Origin of the sequence: Bacillus sp. DJP31 (genome assembly GCF_049310945.1) — a bacterium.
Classification (GTDB): domain Bacteria; phylum Bacillota; class Bacilli; order Bacillales; family SA4; genus Bacillus_BS.
This window is the reverse complement of record NZ_JBMERO010000002.1, coordinates 56,223-74,657: the sequence shown is the minus strand read 5'-3', so window position 1 is coordinate 74,657 and position 18,435 is coordinate 56,223. Positions and strand designations below refer to the sequence as shown.

Here is an 18,435-nt window from a genome sequence, read left to right as displayed (position 1 = left end):
GTCAGGCATGTCTTGGCTTTGACTTTTTTCTTTGTAAAATTATTTCATTTCTCAACTCTAAAAAAAAATGGTACAATATAATTTATGTGAATGTGGGAGTCTATCTTCCAGTCGTAGAAATGGGAGTGGAAAAAGTCATGAGTAAACGAGATTACTATGATGTCCTTGGAGTTAGTAAAGGTGCATCAAAAGATGAGATAAAAAAGGCTTACCGAAAGCTATCGAAACAATATCATCCGGATATTAATAAAGAAGCCAATGCAACTGAAAAGTTTACAGAAATATCAGAAGCAAACGAGGTCTTGAGTGATGATCAAAAGCGTGCCCAATATGACCAATATGGACATACAGATCCGAGTCAAGGATTTGGTGGTGGTGGTGGCAGTGGTTTTGGTGGTTTCGAGGATATTTTTGATACGTTCTTTGGTGGGGGTGGCCGCAGAAGCCGAGACCCAAATGCACCTAGACAAGGAGCAGACTTACAATACACGATGACATTGGACTTTGAGGAAGCTGTCTTTGGAAAAGATACGAACATCGAGATTCCTCGAGAGGAAACATGTGACACGTGTTCCGGCTCTGGAGCAAAGCCAGGCACGAAACCAGAAACGTGTTCACATTGTAAGGGAACAGGACAGCTAAATGTAGAACAAAATACACCTTTTGGTCGCATCGTTAATCGTCGAGTATGTACTTACTGTAGTGGTACTGGCAAAATGGTTAAGGATAAATGTTCGACCTGTAGTGGATCTGGAAAGGTGAAAAAACGTAAGACAATCAACGTGAAAATTCCAGCCGGTGTGGATGATGGACAGCAGCTAAGAGTAACTGGCCAAGGTGAGCCAGGAACAAATGGTGGTCCTTCTGGAGATTTATATGTAGTGTTCCGCGTCAAAACACATGAGTTTTTTGACCGTGAGGGAGATGACATCTATTGTGAGATGCCATTAACCTTTGCTCAAGCAACGCTAGGTGATGAAATTGAAGTTCCGACAATTCATGGGAAGATTAAATTAAAAATTCCAGCTGGAACTCAGACAGGTATGAAATTCAGATTGCGTGGAAAAGGTGTACCAAATGTGCGTGGTTATGGTCAAGGAGATCAGCATATACAGATTCGTGTGATTATACCAACAAAGATTTCTGCCAAACAGAAGGATTTAATCCGAGAGTTTACTGAACTTAGCGGTATAGATGCCCCGGATGAAAAGCATGATAGCTTTTTTGCAAAGGTTAAACGTGCTTTTAAAGGAGAATAACTGGAATGGAGTTGGTAGAAAATGAAATGGTCTGAAATTAGTATTCATACGACAAATGAAGCAATTGAGCCTGTATCAAATATTTTACATGAGGCAGGGGCAAGTGGCGTAGTCATTGAAGATCCGAGCGAATTACTTAAGGAACGTGAACAACAATTCGGAGAAATCTACCAGCTCAATCCAGATGATTATCCACTAGAAGGTGTCATTGTTAAAGCCTATTTACCAGTGAATAGCTTTTTAGGGGAAGCAGTAGAAGAAATTAAGGAATCGATCAACGCCCTCGTTACTTATAACATTGATATTGGACATAACCAAGTGACCATTAGTGAAGTAAATGAAGAAGAATGGGCAACGGCTTGGAAGAAATACTATAATCCTGTAAAAATATCAGAAAAGTTCACAATTGTTCCTACATGGGAGATCTACGAAAAGGTTAGTAGTGATGAGTTAATCATTGAACTAGACCCAGGTATGGCGTTTGGGACAGGGACACACCCTACAACCGTTATGTGTATTCAAGCACTTGAAAAAACAGTGAAGCCTGGTGATACAGTTATTGATGTTGGAACAGGCTCTGGGGTGTTGAGTATTGCAGCAGCACTGCTAGAAGCAAATAGCGTTCGTGCATATGACTTAGATGACATTGCGGTCAGAACAGCCGCTCTCAATGTAAAGCTAAACAAAGTCAGTAATCGTGTAACTGTTTCTCAGAATAATCTTTTAAACGATATAAAAGAGCCCTCAGATGTGATTGTAGCCAACATATTAGCAGAAATTATTTTACGTTTTGTGCACGAGGCTTTCCACCTTGTTAAGCCAGGTGGATACTTTATTACAGCTGGTATCATTCAACAGAAGAAACAAGATGTAAAAAGCGGTCTTCTAGAAGCGGGATTCGAAATTGTTGAAACGTTGACAATGGAAGATTGGATATCGTTTATTGCGAGACGTCCATTACAGGAGTAGAGGGTAGCAATAGCTATTCCTCTTATTTTCTTGAAATATAGTTAGAGAAGTAATGATCCTTAATCAGACCATAGCCAAATAAGCGGGTGAAATTATGCAAAGATATTTTGTTCCTTCCACACAGTTTTCCAATCAGGAGCTTATCATTACTGGAGATGATGCCCATCATATTAACCGTGTGATGCGTATGGATTTAGAAGATCAAATCATATGTTGTAATGATTTGGGTGAATCCTTCCTATGTGAAATTACGAAATTAACCAATGATGATGTTCATCTACTTATTGTAGAATGGTTGAAGGAAACAAAAGAACTTCCTGTTAACGTAATTATTGCGAGTGGGCTGCCTAAAGGGGATAAGCTCGAGCTCATTATTCAAAAAGCAACAGAGCTAGGTTGTAATCAGTTTGTCCCTTTTAATGCGGCTCGATCGATTGCGAAGTGGGATGAAAAAAAAGGCGACAAAAAGCTTGATCGCTGGGTTAAAATTGCAAAGGAAGCAGCAGAGCAATCACACCGTACCAGGATTCCGGCCATTCAGAAACCATGTTCATTTGAAGAACTAATAAAATTGAGTGAGAAGTTTGATTATAAAATGGTAGCGTTTGAGGAAGCTGCAAAAGCTGGAGAGAAATCTCAGTTTGCAAGCCTCTTACATACGATGAAGCCTGGTCAATCGATACTTGTTGTCTTTGGTCCAGAAGGCGGATTGACAGAAAAAGAGATAAAGCAATTAAATGGTCAGGGTTTTGTAACTTGTGGACTCGGTCCAAGAATTTTACGAACTGAAACAGCACCTTTTTACGTTTTATCTGCCATTTCATATCACTTTGAATTACAAGGAGTGAACTAAAATGCCAACAGTGGCTTTTCATACATTAGGCTGTAAAGTAAATCATTATGAAACCGAAGCAATTTGGCAGTTGTTTAAACAATCTGGCTATGAACGCACGGAGTTTGAACAATTGGCAGATGTTTATGTCATCAATACATGTACAGTTACAAATACTGGGGATAAGAAGAGCCGTCAAGTGATTCGCCGTGCAATTCGTAAAAATCCTAACGGTGTTATTTGTGTTACGGGTTGTTATGCCCAAACATCTCCAGCTGAAATTATGGCGATTCCAGGGGTAGACATTGTAGTGGGCACCCAGGATCGAGTAAAGATGCTAGATTATGTTGAGCAATTTAAACAAGAACGTCAGGCAATTAATGCTGTTGGAAATATTATGAAGGCACGTGTTTATGAGGAACTAGAGGTTCCTGCCTTTACAGATAGAACACGTGCATCGTTAAAGATTCAAGAAGGCTGTAATAATTTTTGTACATTTTGTATTATTCCTTGGGCTCGTGGTCTAATGAGATCTCGTGACCCTGAAGAGGTCATTAAACAAGCCCAGCAGCTCGTTGATGCAGGGTATAGAGAGATTGTCCTCACTGGCATTCATACAGGTGGATATGGTGAGGATATGAAGGATTATAACTTTGCCATGCTTCTTAAAGCACTCGACACGCGAGTAATTGGGCTAAAAAGAATTCGTATTTCCTCAATTGAAGCCAGTCAAATTACCGATGAAGTGATAGAAGTACTAGATCGATCAGATAAGATTGTTCGCCATCTTCATATACCCCTTCAATCAGGATCAAACAGCGTGCTGAAGAGAATGCGTCGAAAATATACGATGGAATTCTTCGCTGAGCGCTTGGAACGTCTTCGTGAGGCTTTACCGGGGTTAGCCGTAACATCAGATGTGATTGTTGGTTTTCCAGGTGAAACGGAAGAAGAGTTTATGGAAACGTACAATTTTATTCAAGATTACGGATTCTCTGAGCTACATGTATTCCCTTACTCAAAACGGACAGGTACACCGGCAGCTAGAATGGAAGACCAAGTAAATGAAGAAGTGAAAAATGAACGAGTTCATCGTTTAATTGAACTTTCCAACCAACTAGCCAAAGAGTATGCCTCTCAATTTGAGAATGAAGTACTAGAGGTTATTCCTGAAGAAGTTTATAAGGAAGACCCTACTAGAGGCTTGTATGTTGGCTACACGGACAATTATTTAAAGGTGGTATTTCCGGCTACTGAAGAAATGATTGGCCAAATTGTTAAGGTGAAAATCACAAGAGCAGGTTATCCCTATAACGAGGGTCAATTTGTTAGAGTAGTGGAACAACACGAGTTGTTAGAGAACTATAATACAAAGTTAAGTTCATAGAGCCCATTGCTTGGGCTTTTTTTTATGATCACAATTTGCTCTAAGTAGGAGTCTCGAACATTTCGCTCCAAACAGCTTATTAAGCATTGGGTTGCTTTCACAAACACCTATCAAAAAACGAGGCCACTGAAAAAGTAGAAACTATCGAAAAATGAGCTATTTTAGGGAGTATATGTTGATTGGAACGGATGGTGCTAGGGCACCTGCTGGGATGCGTGGGACAGGTGAGACTCACGCATGGCGTTAACGCCGAGGAGGCTCACCGCCCACCCCGGGGAATGGTGCATCCTCTCGTTACAATCAACAGGTATTTTAGCACATATTTTTTAAAAAAAGGACTTTTTCAGCAGTCTCCAAAAAACAACAGTCTTTTTAGAAAGAACCAATAACAAAAAGAGGACTGAGTGAGGTTTTTAGTAAGTTACTATAGGAATTTGTCAAATTAACGGGTTAGTTATCAACAAAATGTAAAATACTAACCGTGATTAAAGAATTCTCGTAATTTATTTCTTGAAATGATATGATGAAGAGGTACGGACAACACTCAACACATGGAGGAATACATAATGGCAGTAGATATCGGAAGAATGATAGATCATACATTATTAAAAGCAGATGCCACTAGGGCAGAAGTTGAAAAGTTATGTGCAGAGGCAAAAAGTTATAATTTTGCATCAGTTTGTGTAAATCCTACTTGGGTTAAACTTTCAGCAGAGTTATTAACTGGTACAGAAGTTAAGGTTTGTACTGTAATTGGTTTTCCACTTGGAGCAACAACTTCTGACACAAAGGCCTTCGAGACAAGCCATGCCATTCAAAATGGAGCTACAGAAGTAGACATGGTCATCAATATAGGTGCATTAAAGGACAAACATGACGAACTCGTTGAACAAGATATTCGTGCTGTTGTAGATGCTGCAAAGGGCAAAGCACTTGTTAAAGTAATCATTGAAACGTCACTACTAACTGAAGAAGAGAAAATACGGGCTTGCAAGCTAGCGGTAAGTGCTGGTACTGATTTCGTGAAAACTTCAACAGGCTTTTCAACAGGCGGTGCGACAATAGAAGACATCTCCTTAATGAGAGAAACAGTAGGACCTTCTCTCGGAGTAAAAGCTTCGGGTGGTGTTCGCGATGCAGAAGCTACACATGCAATGATTGCTGCAGGAGCGACTAGAATTGGCGCTAGCTCTGGTATCGCCATTGTTAAAGGGGAAAAAGGAACAAATAGTTACTAAGTTTTTCATAGTAAAAGCCACTCGAGTAGACAAACGCTCGTGTGGCTCTATTTTTTATAAGTGCTCATAATAAAATTAGCAAATACATTGATTAGTGGTAAAGCGAGCAGAGAACATGCAATATTAAAGATCACACTCGCATGAGCAAGTTGTGTCTCTAATACAGGAGTAAGTGTTATAACGAATTTTGAAAGCAAATTGATAAAGGGGATAAATAGGATGACCCCAAAAACATTGAGCCATATATGTGCATAGGCTGTCCATTTCGCTTCTACTGTTGTACTAATGCTTGCTAATATAGCTGTGACACAAGTACCAATATTTGCACCGAGCATGATGGCGATTCCAGCATTTATAGATATATGTTGATGATGAAGAAAGCCCATTAAAATTCCAATAACGGCCGAGCTAGATTGAATAATGGCAGATAAGAAGGCACCTAGCAGTATGCCTGCTAAGTCATTGTGATTGGTATATAGAAGGGTCGTTTTGACAATAGAATATGAATAGATTGAATGGGCAAGAAAAGTAAATCCTTTCATTGCTACAAACATGCATCCTATTCCAACTAGTGCCGTCCCAATTGAAAATGTAGTCCGGTTAGGAATTAGAAGGAGCAAGATCCCTACAAGGACAATGGGCAATGACATCTCACCTACTTGAATCGTCATTAGTTCAGCTGTAATGGTCGTCCCGATATTTGCTCCAAGCATAATTCCAATACTATTTCTAAAGGTTAACAATCCTGCTGAAACAAAACCGATGGTAATCACCATGACAGCCGAGCTACTTTGTAAAACGGCCGTAATTAGCATTCCAATGAGAAGCCCTTGCAAAGGGTTATTCGTTAGGAGCAATAGCTTCTCTTTTACTTGATCAGTTGCAAGACGATTTAAACCAGACCTCATAATAGTCAAGCCAAACATAAATATTGCTATAAACACAACGAACCATATGATATCTATGGACATAGACTCACCTCTAGTTTATCTTATGGACAAGGTGTGAAATAAAGACCAACAAAGGAGTGAGTGAATGTTAAAAAGTACAAATGAAATAGTAATGCATAGTTACCCTGGAATGGTCGCAATAGTTACCAGCAAATTTGAAGAGAAAACAAACATTATGGCAGCAGGCTGGCATACATATATTTCCTATAATCCACCCATTTATGGAGTAGCCATAGCAAAAGAAAGATTCACTCATAATCTTGTTACGTGCTCTAATGAATTCGTCATCAATTTTTTACCAGGACACCTCGCCTCAATTATACAATCAAGTGGAACTCTGTCGGGAAACGATGTTGATAAATTCAGGGAGCTAGATCTTGGATATGATAAAGGAGAGACCGTAAAGTGTCCTATTTTACACGATGCTTACGTGGCTTATGAGTGTAAGGTAATGGATATCCAAACGTATGGTGACCATGATTGGGTCGTTGGAGAGATTACTAAATTTCACCGAGACGAAGATAAATTCTTAGAAAATGGACTGCCGGATTTTGACAAGCTAGAAATTCCGCTATATGTAGGAAGGTCAAAATATATGATCTTAGACAAGAAAACAGAATTAAAGAACTACTACCATGGCTGAAAACATGTTGACGCTAAGTGACTGATATATTATAATGGCAAAAGACATGTTTATTGAGTTACATGTTTAATTTATTGCACGTGATTGTTCGGAGGGAGGGAAATAGAATGACTAAAACAGTCGTACGTAAGAATGAATCTATCGAGGAAGCTCTACGTCGTTTCAAACGTTCCGTATCAAAAACTGGTACACTTTCTGAAGCAAGAAAGCGTGAATTCTATGAAAAGCCTAGCGTAAAGCGTAAGAAAAAGTCTGAGGCAGCTAGAAAGCGTAAATTCTAATAGAGGGTGTAAGAATGAGTCTTCTTGAACGTTTAAACAACGACATGAAACAAGCGATGAGGAACAAAGAGAAGGAAAAGCTATCCGTTATTCGAATGGTCAAAGCATCACTGCAAAATGAAGCGATTAAGCTAAAAACAAGTGAGCTTTCTGAAGATGACGATTTAACTGTCCTTTCTCGTGAAGTTAAGCAGCGTAAAGACTCCCTCCTTGAGTTTATAAAAGCTGGTCGTGAAGACCTTGTGGATAAATTGAAAGCTGAAATAATTGTGTTAGAAGAGTACCTTCCAAAACAATTAAGTGAAGAGGAAATTTCTGAAATTGTTAAAGAAACAATGGAAGAAGTGAACGCCTCTTCAAAAGCAGATATGGGGAAAGTTATGAGTGCTATAATGCCTAAAGTAAAAGGTAAGGCAGATGGCGGTCTCGTAAATCGTTTAGTCCAACAACATTTATCCTAGCACCTTCATTTTTGAAGGTGTTTTTTTGTTGTATAGAACATTTGCTTTGCCTGGGCTAAAAGGGGTTTCTCGCGCCTTTTGTTATGAATATAATTATCATGTATGCTAAAGAATAGTAGCGTTAACTTTTTTTTTTGAAACCTTTACCAAAGTCAAACGTAGTACTTTATAATAAGTATTCATACACTTTAAAGAAAGGAGGGGAATGAATGAGGGTTAGACGCTATATTTGGCTTGCATTTTTCATGCTCTTTTTATCTTCAATCCTAGCAAACTTTTCGGCTAATGCGGTTGAAAGTAATGATTCAAAGAGCGTTTATGTTATACCAGTTGAAAAGACTGTGGAAAATGGGTTACTTGCCTTTATTAATCGTTCGATTAAAGAAGCGGAGGAAATGAATGCCAAAGTGATCATTTTGGACATAAATACTCCCGGAGGAGCAGTAGACGCGGCTTCTGATATTGCGAAAAGTATAACGACTACAGAACTGCCACTAATCGCGTTTGTAAACAAACAAGCTCTATCTGCAGGAGCCTATATTGCCCTTAATGCTGATGAGATTTATATGACACCAGGTTCCACCATGGGTGCTGCTGGTATTATTGATGGGCAAGGAAATACAGCAGGTGAAAAAGCAGAGTCCTATTGGCTTGCGGCAATGAAAAGTGCTGCAGAGTTAAATGGCCGAGACCCAATTTATGCATTGGCTATGGCGGATAAGAATATTGATCTACCTGAACTGAATGCAGGAAAAGGAAAGTTTTTAACTTTGACACCTACTCAGGCTTTAGAGGTGGGTTATTCAGAGGGCACAGTAAATAGTTTAAATGAACTACTAGAGAAGCTAGGGCTGAGGGATCATGTTATCATACAATCTGAAGTAAGCTTTTCAGAGAATGTGGCACGTTTTCTCACTCACCCAGTTGTAGTACCCATTCTGCTATCTTTAGGGAGCATAGGACTATTACTTGAGTTGTATTCACCCGGATTCGGAGTAGCGGGTACGGTTGGACTTTCTTCATTGCTATTATTTTTCTACGGTCATTTGGTAGCAGGACTCGCAGGAATGGAAGCAATCATATTATTCTTTGTGGGTTTTCTATTAATGGTCCTGGAGCTATTTGTCCCAGGTGGGATATTAGGTATTATCGGCTTTATTGCAGTAATTGCAAGTATCTTTCTTTCCACAGGAAGTTTCGAGCTAGCCGCAATTTCAATTCTTATTGCTATCGTGTCATGTATAGTCGTTTCCTTGCTTTTACTTAAAGTATTTAATAAAAATATTAGACTATTTGATCGCATCATTCTTAAAGACGCCACTCGTACTGATTCAGGCTACGTATCGAATGTTAATCGGCTTGAGCTACTTGGGTTAGAAGGAGTAACAACTACTCCTTTAAGACCATCGGGTTTGGCTAAGTTTAATCAAGAATATTTAGATGTTGTATCAGAAGGTAGCTTTATTGAAGAAAATACACGAGTTAAGATTGTTAAAATTGAAGGAGCTAGGACCGTTGTTAGAGAACTAGTAACAGAGGACTAATTTAAAGGAGGATTTTACATGATTGAATCAAGTACATTATTACTTTTACTAGCAGTAGGAATTGGGTTTATCTTTTTAGTTGTATTATTGACGTTTGTACCAGTAATGTTGTGGATCTCAGCATTAGCTGCAGGAGTTAAGATTACCATCTTTACCCTAATAGGAATGAGACTTCGTCGGGTTATTCCGAGTCGAATTATCAATCCTCTTATCAAAGCACAAAAGGCAGGAATTGATGTCAATATTAATCAATTAGAGAGTCATTATTTAGCCGGTGGTAACGTTGACCGCGTGGTAAATGCATTGATTGCGGCTCACAGAGCTAATATCGAATTACCGTTTGAGCGTTCTGCAGCCATTGATCTTGCAGGCCGTGACGTGCTACAAGCTGTTCAAATGAGCGTTAACCCAAAAGTAATTGAAACACCATTTATTTCAGGTGTTGCAATGGACGGAATTGAAGTTAAGGCCAAAGCAAGAATTACAGTTCGTGCCAATATTGATCGATTGGTCGGTGGTGCTGGTGAAGAAACAATCATTGCTCGTGTTGGCGAAGGGATTGTAAGTACAATTGGTTCACAAAAAGACCACAAAAAGGTCTTAGAAAATCCTGATATGATTTCACAAACAGTATTGAAAAAAGGATTAGATGCAGGGACAGCGTTTGAAATATTGTCCATTGATATTGCAGATATTGATATCGGGAAGAACATAGGGGCAGTTCTACAGACAGATCAAGCCGAAGCAGATAAGAGAATTGCACAAGCGAAAGCGGAAGAAAGACGTGCAATGGCTGTCGCAACAGAGCAAGAAATGCGAGCTCGTGTTCAGGAGATGCGTGCTAAAGTAGTGGAAGCAGAAGCAGAAGTTCCACTTGCGATGGCAGAGGCCTTGCGATCAGGAAATATTGGAGTAATGGACTATATGAACATCAAAAATATTAGTGCTGACACAGATATGAGAGATTCAATTGGGAAATCAAACGTAATTACTGAAGAGGACGTAAAATAATGAACTCACGTGTTAAGGGAGGACGTTAAATGGAAGGGTTTTTTCCAATAATCCTTGCCCTCATATTTGGTGCAATCTCACTCTTTTCTAAAAAGAATAAGGAGGACGCAGAAGGAGAGAACAGAAAGCCTCTGATTCCTCCTAGGCTAGATCCAATGCATCCGCAGCACTTTGGTGAAAGGAAACCAAAGCGAGAACAGGAAGAACAAGTTGTAACAGTACCTATAATTGAAGTAAGGAATGAAGAGCTAGTTACTCCTTACACATCCATACCTTATCAACAAAAAAGAGAAGATTCAATAACTAAGAAAATGAAACCTATTACAAATCATTCTCAAGTACAAATCCGAAATCTCACAAAGCAAAATTTAATACAAGGAGTCGTAATGGCAGAGATACTAGGGGCACCTCGCTCCAAAAAACCTCACCATTCATCTCTTTCAAAAAAGCTGCCGAACTAATTTGGCAGCTTTTTTGCTTTTTGCCCCTATAAATTAATCATCTTTACATTTTCCTACAAAAACCTGTGATACGTAACCATATTTAAACATAAATATGAGATGAAAGGGGGTCCATTTATGAAAAAACTTAGAACAAAGATGAAACGATGGATGACACATCAACTATCATTACCGGCTGATGTGACGATGGACTTGCCAAGGATAACGATGATTGGTCAAATACATATTTATATCGAAAACCATAGAGGATTGCTTTCATTTTCAGATCAAGAGCTTCGGCTACTTTTAAAACAAGGACAGCTTTTAATAAAAGGAAACTCATTTGTTATTAAAACAATCCTTCCAGAAGAAATATTGCTCGAAGGTAAAATCGAACAAGTTATTTACTTAGAAAAGGCTTAAAATCTTTTAAGGGGGAGTTTTTTTAGAATGAAAAATCAGTGGACAATCTTCTTTTCAGGACATGTAAAAATAAAAATAGTAGGAAAAGGAATTGAGCGGTTTATTAATGAGTGTGTGAGGCAGGGAATTGCTATTTGGGAAGTAGCACGACAATCGGATGCTGTGACATGCTCCATTCATTTAAAAGACATACATAAAATCCGAAGAATCATACGCAAAAGTGGCTGTAAGCTATCCTTTATAAGGGGAAGCGGTTTCCCCTTTTTACTAAAAAGCGCACTATATAATAGCGGATTTGTGATTGGCGCATTTTCTTGTCTACTTATATTATTCATTCTATCGAATATGGTGTGGAATATAGAAGTACGAGGAGCTAACCCTGAAACTGAACATATCATACGTAAAGAGTTACAGAAGATTGGTGTAGAAAAAGGAAAATTTCAATTCATGATCAATGACGTTGATGAAATTCAAAAACACTTATCAGATAAAATCAACGATATTACTTGGGTTGGTGTCGATTTAAATGGGACGACCTATCATCTTCAGGTCGTTGAGAAAAATCAGCCCAAAAAGACTGAATTTTTTAGTCCACGTCATTTAGTAGCAAGGAAGAAAGCAGTTATTTCCAACATGTATGTTGAGGAAGGCCAAGCGCTTGTCGCAATCAATGATTATGTCCAAAAAGGGGACTTGCTAGTATCTGGCTTTATTGGAAAAGAAGGACAGACAGAAGTAGTTAGTGCTAGAGGTAAGATAATGGGAGAAACATGGTTTAAAGCAGACGTGACTGTGCCATTAACTACTACCTTTACTGTTTTAACTGGCCTTGTAAAAACAAAGCATTATTTAGATATAGGAAATTGGAGCATCCCCGTATGGGGATTTGGAAGAACTACATTTACCAACTATGAATCGAGTCATGAAAAGAAATCATTTTATTTCTTAAAATGGAAAATGCCTGTTGGATATAGTCAGAAAACAATTCGAGAAAGTGAAACGGCTAAACGAGAATATTCGAAACAAGAAGCGATAAAAGTTGGATTGGAAGATGGAAGGAGTGAATTAAAGAAGCAGTTGGATGAACAAGCTAAAATAAAAGGGGAAAAAGTTTTGCACGAAAGTATGGAGAATGGTAAAGTTAAATTAAGTATACATTACCAAGTTATAGAAGAAATTTCAACAGTACAACCTATTGTTCAAGGAGACTAAAGGATGCCAGCAGAATTCGTAACCATCAAACCACAATTAGATAATCCGAATGAAGCGATAGCTTTATTTGGAAATCAAGACTCTCATCTTAAACGAATTGAAGAGCTACTAAGTGTATCCATCGTGACAAGGGGAGAGGCTGTACTTGTTTCAACTGAGTCAGAGAAGTATGAGCTTGTTGAAGAAGTGTTGGATGGATTGTTACAAGTTATTCGTAAAGGAATATCAATCTCTGACCGAGATGTAGCCTATGCGGTGCAATTAGCGGTGGCTGGTAAGATGGATCAATTTATTCAGCTTTATGATGAGGAGATTACGAAGAATGCAAAAGGAAAGTCAATTCGTATTAAAACGCTTGGACAACGACACTATATTCAAGCCATCAAACGAAGTGACTTAGTATTCGGTATTGGTCCAGCGGGCACAGGAAAAACCTATTTAGCTGTCGTTATGGCTGTTTCCGCTTTAAAGAATGGACAAGTAAAAAAAATAATCTTAACAAGGCCAGCAGTAGAAGCAGGCGAGAGCCTAGGCTTTCTACCTGGTGACCTAAAGGAGAAAGTGGATCCATACTTAAGGCCCTTGTATGATGCATTACATGATGTCCTTGGTCAAGAGCATACACTCCGTATGATTGAAAGGGGAACCATCGAGATTGCGCCTTTAGCATATATGAGAGGTAGAACATTAGATGATGCTTTTGTTATTTTAGATGAAGCCCAAAATACAACTACAGCACAAATGAAAATGTTTTTAACTAGACTAGGCTTTGATTCTAAAATGGTGATTACTGGAGACGTTACTCAGGTTGATCTTCCAAAGGGTGTTGCTTCAGGTTTATCTGTTACCCAAACCATCCTTAAGAACGTTCCAGGCATAACGTTCATCTATCTAGAGCAATCTGATGTTGTAAGGCATCCACTTGTACAGAAGATCATTAAGGCATATGAAGATATAAGCCATTAAAGGAGCCCTACTATGGGCTCTTTATTGCATTTTAGTCAGATGTTTTAGAATTGTTCCTTCGAAAAACTATGTAATTCTTAATACGTCATGTTATTCTTGTACTAAAGTAGCTTTGCTAAAAGGCAAAAAGGAGGTCCTACCATGGCATATTGGAAGAAAATACTACATTATGTACAATTAATAAAAAACGATCATTTCCTTATAACAGGGTTGTACCTTTTGTTTGCCACCATTTTATTTTTTTCAATGTACAGCAACATTAGACCAGAGCAATTGGAGTTAAAGCTATTTTCTGATGCAGAAAAGACCATTGTGTCACCTACCTTAATCCCAGACGCACAAAAAACTGAGCAGAAAAGAAATGATGCAGTTGAGCAAGTGGATGACGTCTACTCTCTGAAAAAAAACTATGCTCAAAATCAAATTGATATTATAGATGCCATCTTTAAAGCCATTACTGAAGTCGAGGCTGATATTCTCTCAAGACCCCTCGATTTAGAAAATGAGGAGACGGGTGAAATAACAGCTCCTTCACGAGAAGAACTTTTAGAAAAAGTAACATTAGATGAGAAAATCGGACTATTAAATGATACTCTACCGGATGAAGTTAGACTTCATAAGGAGATTTCAAGAGATTCACTTGCCTCACTCCTATTAGCCACTCCTGAGACTAGAGTCATGGCAAGGGACAGTGCAGTAACGGCGGTTAACACCATTATGTCTAAGCAGATTGAGGTTCAGGAAATTGATTTAGCCCGTGAAAGAGTAGATGAGGAACTTCGATATGTGAATGTAAATACAGATATAAAGAGATCAATCGTTCAACTCTGTAAATTTGCTATTGTACCTAACGTTGTTTTTGATAAGGAATCAACAGATGCCAATAGAAAAGCCGCAATGGATGCCATTGAACCTGATTATATTTTACAAGGGCAAATTCTAGTTAGAGAAGGAGAATTAATTGACGAAGAAGTTTATCGTCAGCTTGTTTTAGCTGGATTCTTAGATAACAAAGACACAAGTCTGCCGTTTATAGGTTTAGTATTGGTAATCTTATTGTTAATTAGTTCTGTTTACTTTTATTTTAAAGACGGCCAACAGAATGAACTAAAATACATAACGATTTATACGTTCATTTGTTCCATTACCATCATTCTCATGAAAATAATTAGTTTGTTCCAAAAGATCAATTTCTCAGAGATTGGCTATGTGGTCCCAGTCGCAATGGGCGCAATCCTCATTAAACTATTAATTAACGAGCGTATCGCTATGCTTGCAAGTATGATATTTGCGATTTGTGGAAGTATTATTTTTAACGGTGGAATTTCTAATACTTTTAATTTCTCTATCGGTATCTATATTTTAATAAGCTGTATTGCCGGTATATTATTTCTCGGGAAACATAACCAAAGAACAAAAATTCTACAGGCAGGATTATTTGTTGGCATTATTAACTTTATCCTGATATCTGCTCTTGTCATGTTAAAAAATGGTCATATAATAAGTTTTGAATCTACACCTTACTTTATTATGGCTCTTTTATCGGGTATTGTTTCTGCCGTACTAGCAATAGGGTTGTTACCATTTTTTGAAGCTGGATTTGGAATTCTGTCTACAATGAAACTTATTGAGTTATCCAATCCCAATCACCCGTTATTAAGAAAGATTTTAACTGAGACACCGGGAACCTATCACCATAGTGTAATGGTAGCAAATCTTTCAGAGGCTGCATGTGAAGCGGTGGGAGCAAATGGCCTATTAGCAAGAGTTGGATCTTATTATCACGATATAGGAAAAACGAAACGACCACATTTTTTCATTGAAAATCAAATGAATCGAGAGAATCCACACGACAAAATTTCCGCTCAGCTTAGTAAAACAATTATTATTTCTCATGCTACAGATGGTGCTGAGATGCTTAGGAAAAATAAGATGCCAAAAGAGATTATTGATATTGCCGAGCAGCATCATGGAACAACGCTCCTAAAGTATTTCTACCATAAAGCATGTCAAAATAGTGAAAAAGAAATCCTTGAGATAGAGTTTAGATATCCCGGTTCAAAGGCTCAAACAAAGGAAACGGCGATTATAGGCATTGCAGATAGTGTTGAAGCTGCAGTTAGATCGATGAGCCATCCCTCACCTCAAAAAATTGAATCTGTTGTAAAGAATATCATTAATGACCGCTTACAGGATGGACAACTTGATGAATGTGATATTACGATGAAGGAGTTGGATCAAATAGCTAAATCATTTTGTGAGACGATGCAAGGGATTTTTCACTCTAGAATTGAATATCCAGAAGTTACGAATAAGAAGGTGAAAGAAGCTTGAAGCTAATGATTGATTTTTTAGATGAAACAATATCACTCCAGCATGAACAGATAGAAAGAATCGAAGATTTGCTTCAGTTTGCTGCAAATGTAGAGGACGTTAAAGAAGGTGCGGAACTCGCGGTGACCTTTGTAACTAACGAACGAATTCAAGAGATTAATCGTGAATATCGGGACAAGGACCAAGCAACTGATGTTATCTCTTTTGCAATGGAAGAATTGGGCGAAGGAGAGATAAAAATTTTAGGAGACCATATACCTAAGCATTTGGGGGATATTATTATTTCAGTGCAAAAGGCAACGGAACAGTCTGAAGAATATGGCCACTCCTTTTTAAGGGAATTGGGGTTTTTAAGTGTACATGGATTTCTTCATTTACTCGGCTATGATCATTTAAATGAAGAGGATGAGAAAAAAATGTTTACTCTTCAGACTAAAATCCTAGATGATTTTGGCCTGACAAGGTAATGTATCGAAAATTGACGAGACTTTTGAGGAGCTTTGGCTATGCATGGGAAGGTATTCTACATGCCTATAGCACTGAACAAAATATTAGGATACATACACTCATTGGTATCCTTGTTTGTATCGTTGCTTTTTTCTTAGACGTAACTTCAACGGAATGGATGATTATATTCATCCTGATAGCAGGTATGATCTCTCTAGAGTTACTAAATACTGCGATAGAACGAACAATTGACCTTGTTACTAAAAAGGAGTATCATCCTTTAGCAAAGCAGGCAAAAGACCTTTCAGCTGCCGCAGTCTTTATTTTTGCCATCGTATCGGTTATGATTGGACTCATTATATTTATGAATAAAATCGTCAGATTAATAATTTAAATTTTCTTGCAATTTGACGTGAAATTTTATTGGATTTAAGGTAAAATGTAGATAGTCGTACTCGACTGATAGAAGGGAAGTAAAACATTGAACAAAGAGCAATTAATCCTAGAAGCAAAAAAAGCAAGAGAATTAGCCTATGTACCTTATTCTAAATTTAAAGTGGGCGCAGCTCTATTAACAAGAGACGGAAAAGTATACAAAGGCTGTAACATCGAAAATGCTGCCTACAGCATGACAAATTGTGCAGAACGTACGGCTCTTTTTAAGGCGATATCAGAGGCTGATAATGACTTTGTAGCCATTGCGGTTGTAGCCGATACAGAACGACCTGTTCCACCTTGTGGTGCTTGCCGACAAGTTATCTCAGAGCTTTGTCCAAAGGATATGTTGGTCATTCTAACCAACTTAAATGGTGAGATTCATGAACTTACCGTTTCCGAATTACTACCAGGGGCTTTTTCACCGGAGGATTTAAAATGATAAAGGAAGGCTATAAGTCTGGCTTCGTATCAATCATTGGTCGTCCTAATGTAGGAAAGTCAACATTTTTAAACAGGGTTGTAGGACAAAAAATCGCCATCATGAGTGATAAACCACAAACAACTCGAAATAAAATTCAAGGAGTGTACACTGAAGACGATTCACAAATCGTTTTTATAGATACACCAGGTATTCATAAACCTAAGCATAAACTGGGAGACTTTATGATGAAAGTCGCTCATAGTGCATTAAAAGAAGTAGATATCGTCTTATTCATGATCAACGTCGAAGAAGGATTTGGACGTGGAGACGAATTTATTATTGAAAGTCTTAAGGAAACGAATACACCAGTATTTCTGATCCTTAATAAAATAGATCAAGTTCTTCCAGAGAAACTATTAAATCTCATTACTCAATATAAAGATCTATACGAGTTTGCAGAGATTGTCCCAATTTCTGCACTTCAAGGGAATAATGTAGAAACATTGATCGCTCAAATTAAAAAATACTTGCCATCAGGACCACAATATTACCCAGAAAATCAGGTAACTGACCATCCTGAGCGATTTATTGTAACTGAATTAATACGGGAAAAAGTGTTGCATTTAACGAGAGAAGAAATACCACACTCAATTGCAGTAGTAATGGATTCAATGGAAAAAAGAGAGGGTAAAGATACCGTTTATATTAGTGCAACAATAATTGTTGAACGATCTTCTCAAAAAGGAATTGTTATCGGGAAACAGGGGTCAATGCTTAAAGAAGTTGGCCAAAGAGCTAGACAAGATATTGAAGCATTACTTGGTTCAAAGGTATTCTTAGAGTTGTGGGTTAAGGTACAGAAGGACTGGCGGAACAAATCGTCAAACCTACGTGATTTTGGATTTGATGAGTATTAAAATTTAACAATATTTATCTCACATGAAACATGGGCACAAAGGTCATTCTAAATTTAAGGAAATGGTTTTCTGTTTTCTGTCAATGCTAGTAAAAATTAGAAAGGTGGGGTTTTTATGCTACATTTTACTTGGAAAGTGTTTAGCGAGACAGGTAACATAGACACGTACCTTCTTTTTAAAGAGCTTGAAAAGGAGCATGAAACAAGAACCGAAGATTTTAATGAGGAGCTAGCAGAAATAGATTCTCCCATTTCCTGACCTC

Annotated in this window: 21 protein-coding genes; 20 read left to right on the top strand and 1 reads right to left on the bottom strand. The window is 38.1% G+C overall.

What is annotated here, in order from left to right; genetic code table 11:
• The first annotated feature begins 137 nt into the window (after window positions 1–137).
• From dnaJ to deoC, 5 genes are all read left to right on the top strand, one after another.
• A complete protein-coding gene (dnaJ, locus tag ACOI1C_RS02805; protein ID WP_422507799.1) occupies window positions 138–1,259 on the top strand; it encodes a molecular chaperone DnaJ in 1,122 nt (373 codons plus the stop codon).
• 21 nt (window positions 1,260–1,280) lie between these two features.
• Entirely contained in the window at window positions 1,281–2,228 is a 948-nt protein-coding gene (gene prmA, locus ACOI1C_RS02800) for a 50S ribosomal protein L11 methyltransferase (protein ID WP_422507797.1), read from the top strand.
• Window positions 2,229–2,322: 94 nt separating this feature from the next.
• On the top strand, window positions 2,323–3,081 hold the full coding sequence (locus tag ACOI1C_RS02795) for a 16S rRNA (uracil(1498)-N(3))-methyltransferase (protein WP_422507795.1): 759 nt from the start codon (window positions 2,323–2,325) through the stop codon (window positions 3,079–3,081).
• Between the two features lies 1 nt (window position 3,082).
• Window positions 3,083–4,447 (top strand): tRNA (N(6)-L-threonylcarbamoyladenosine(37)-C(2))-methylthiotransferase MtaB, encoded by a 1,365-nt coding sequence (gene mtaB, locus ACOI1C_RS02790; RefSeq protein ID WP_422507793.1) that lies wholly within the window; start codon window positions 3,083–3,085, stop codon window positions 4,445–4,447.
• A gap of 566 nt (window positions 4,448–5,013) precedes the next feature.
• On the top strand, window positions 5,014–5,685 hold the full coding sequence (deoC, locus tag ACOI1C_RS02785; protein WP_422507791.1) for a deoxyribose-phosphate aldolase: 672 nt from the start codon (window positions 5,014–5,016) through the stop codon (window positions 5,683–5,685).
• A 47-nt stretch (window positions 5,686–5,732) separates the two neighbouring features.
• Here deoC and ACOI1C_RS02780 read toward each other — a convergent pair whose 3' ends face one another.
• Window positions 5,733–6,656, bottom strand: a complete 924-nt coding sequence (locus ACOI1C_RS02780) for a Na/Pi symporter (RefSeq protein ID WP_422507789.1) — start codon at window positions 6,654–6,656, stop codon at window positions 5,733–5,735.
• Between the two features lie 64 nt (window positions 6,657–6,720).
• Between ACOI1C_RS02780 and ACOI1C_RS02775 the strand changes: the two genes are divergently transcribed.
• The 15 genes from ACOI1C_RS02775 to ACOI1C_RS02705 all read left to right on the top strand — a co-directional run bounded on the left by ACOI1C_RS02775 (window position 6,721) and on the right by ACOI1C_RS02705 (window position 18,431).
• Window positions 6,721–7,278, top strand: coding sequence for a flavin reductase family protein (locus ACOI1C_RS02775; protein WP_422507787.1), 558 nt, complete (start codon window positions 6,721–6,723; stop codon window positions 7,276–7,278).
• 107 nt (window positions 7,279–7,385) lie between these two features.
• On the top strand, window positions 7,386–7,559 hold the full coding sequence (gene rpsU / locus ACOI1C_RS02770) for a 30S ribosomal protein S21 (RefSeq protein ID WP_163179102.1): 174 nt from the start codon (window positions 7,386–7,388) through the stop codon (window positions 7,557–7,559).
• A gap of 14 nt (window positions 7,560–7,573) precedes the next feature.
• Entirely contained in the window at window positions 7,574–8,020 is a 447-nt protein-coding gene (locus ACOI1C_RS02765) for a GatB/YqeY domain-containing protein (RefSeq protein ID WP_422507785.1), read from the top strand.
• A 209-nt stretch (window positions 8,021–8,229) separates the two neighbouring features.
• On the top strand, window positions 8,230–9,564 hold the full coding sequence (locus tag ACOI1C_RS02760) for an NfeD family protein (RefSeq protein WP_422507783.1): 1,335 nt from the start codon (window positions 8,230–8,232) through the stop codon (window positions 9,562–9,564).
• A gap of 21 nt (window positions 9,565–9,585) precedes the next feature.
• Entirely contained in the window at window positions 9,586–10,575 is a 990-nt protein-coding gene (floA, locus tag ACOI1C_RS02755; RefSeq protein WP_422508157.1) for a flotillin-like protein FloA, read from the top strand.
• A 29-nt stretch (window positions 10,576–10,604) separates the two neighbouring features.
• Window positions 10,605–11,036, top strand: coding sequence for a hypothetical protein (locus tag ACOI1C_RS02750; RefSeq protein WP_422507782.1), 432 nt, complete (start codon window positions 10,605–10,607; stop codon window positions 11,034–11,036).
• Window positions 11,037–11,153: 117 nt separating this feature from the next.
• Window positions 11,154–11,438: a sporulation protein YqfC gene (yqfC, locus tag ACOI1C_RS02745; RefSeq protein WP_422507780.1), complete on the top strand. Its 285-nt coding sequence runs from the start codon at window positions 11,154–11,156 to the stop codon at window positions 11,436–11,438.
• Window positions 11,439–11,465: 27 nt separating this feature from the next.
• Window positions 11,466–12,650 carry a sporulation protein YqfD gene (gene yqfD / locus ACOI1C_RS02740; RefSeq protein ID WP_422507778.1) on the top strand — a complete coding sequence of 395 codons (1,185 nt, stop codon included), beginning with the start codon at window positions 11,466–11,468 and terminating at the stop codon, window positions 12,648–12,650.
• A gap of 3 nt (window positions 12,651–12,653) precedes the next feature.
• A complete protein-coding gene (locus tag ACOI1C_RS02735; protein ID WP_422507776.1) occupies window positions 12,654–13,616 on the top strand; it encodes a PhoH family protein in 963 nt (320 codons plus the stop codon).
• A 141-nt stretch (window positions 13,617–13,757) separates the two neighbouring features.
• Complete coding sequence (locus tag ACOI1C_RS02730; RefSeq protein WP_422507774.1) at window positions 13,758–15,950, top strand: HD family phosphohydrolase; 2,193 nt, start codon at window positions 13,758–13,760, stop codon at window positions 15,948–15,950.
• Window positions 15,947–16,417 carry an rRNA maturation RNase YbeY gene (gene ybeY, locus ACOI1C_RS02725; protein WP_422507772.1) on the top strand — a complete coding sequence of 157 codons (471 nt, stop codon included), beginning with the start codon at window positions 15,947–15,949 and terminating at the stop codon, window positions 16,415–16,417. The genes ACOI1C_RS02730 and ybeY overlap by 4 nt, the downstream gene beginning before the upstream one ends.
• An 11-nt stretch (window positions 16,418–16,428) precedes the next feature.
• Window positions 16,429–16,791: a diacylglycerol kinase family protein gene (locus ACOI1C_RS02720; RefSeq protein WP_422507770.1), complete on the top strand. Its 363-nt coding sequence runs from the start codon at window positions 16,429–16,431 to the stop codon at window positions 16,789–16,791.
• A gap of 87 nt (window positions 16,792–16,878) precedes the next feature.
• A complete protein-coding gene (locus tag ACOI1C_RS02715) occupies window positions 16,879–17,274 on the top strand; it encodes a cytidine deaminase (protein WP_422507768.1) in 396 nt (131 codons plus the stop codon).
• Window positions 17,271–18,173, top strand: coding sequence for a GTPase Era (gene era / locus ACOI1C_RS02710; RefSeq protein WP_422507766.1), 903 nt, complete (start codon window positions 17,271–17,273; stop codon window positions 18,171–18,173). Before ACOI1C_RS02715 ends, era begins: the two co-directional genes overlap by 4 nt.
• A 114-nt stretch (window positions 18,174–18,287) precedes the next feature.
• Window positions 18,288–18,431 (top strand): YqzL family protein, encoded by a 144-nt coding sequence (locus tag ACOI1C_RS02705; RefSeq protein ID WP_422507764.1) that lies wholly within the window; start codon window positions 18,288–18,290, stop codon window positions 18,429–18,431.
• Window positions 18,432–18,435: the final 4 nt, after the last annotated feature.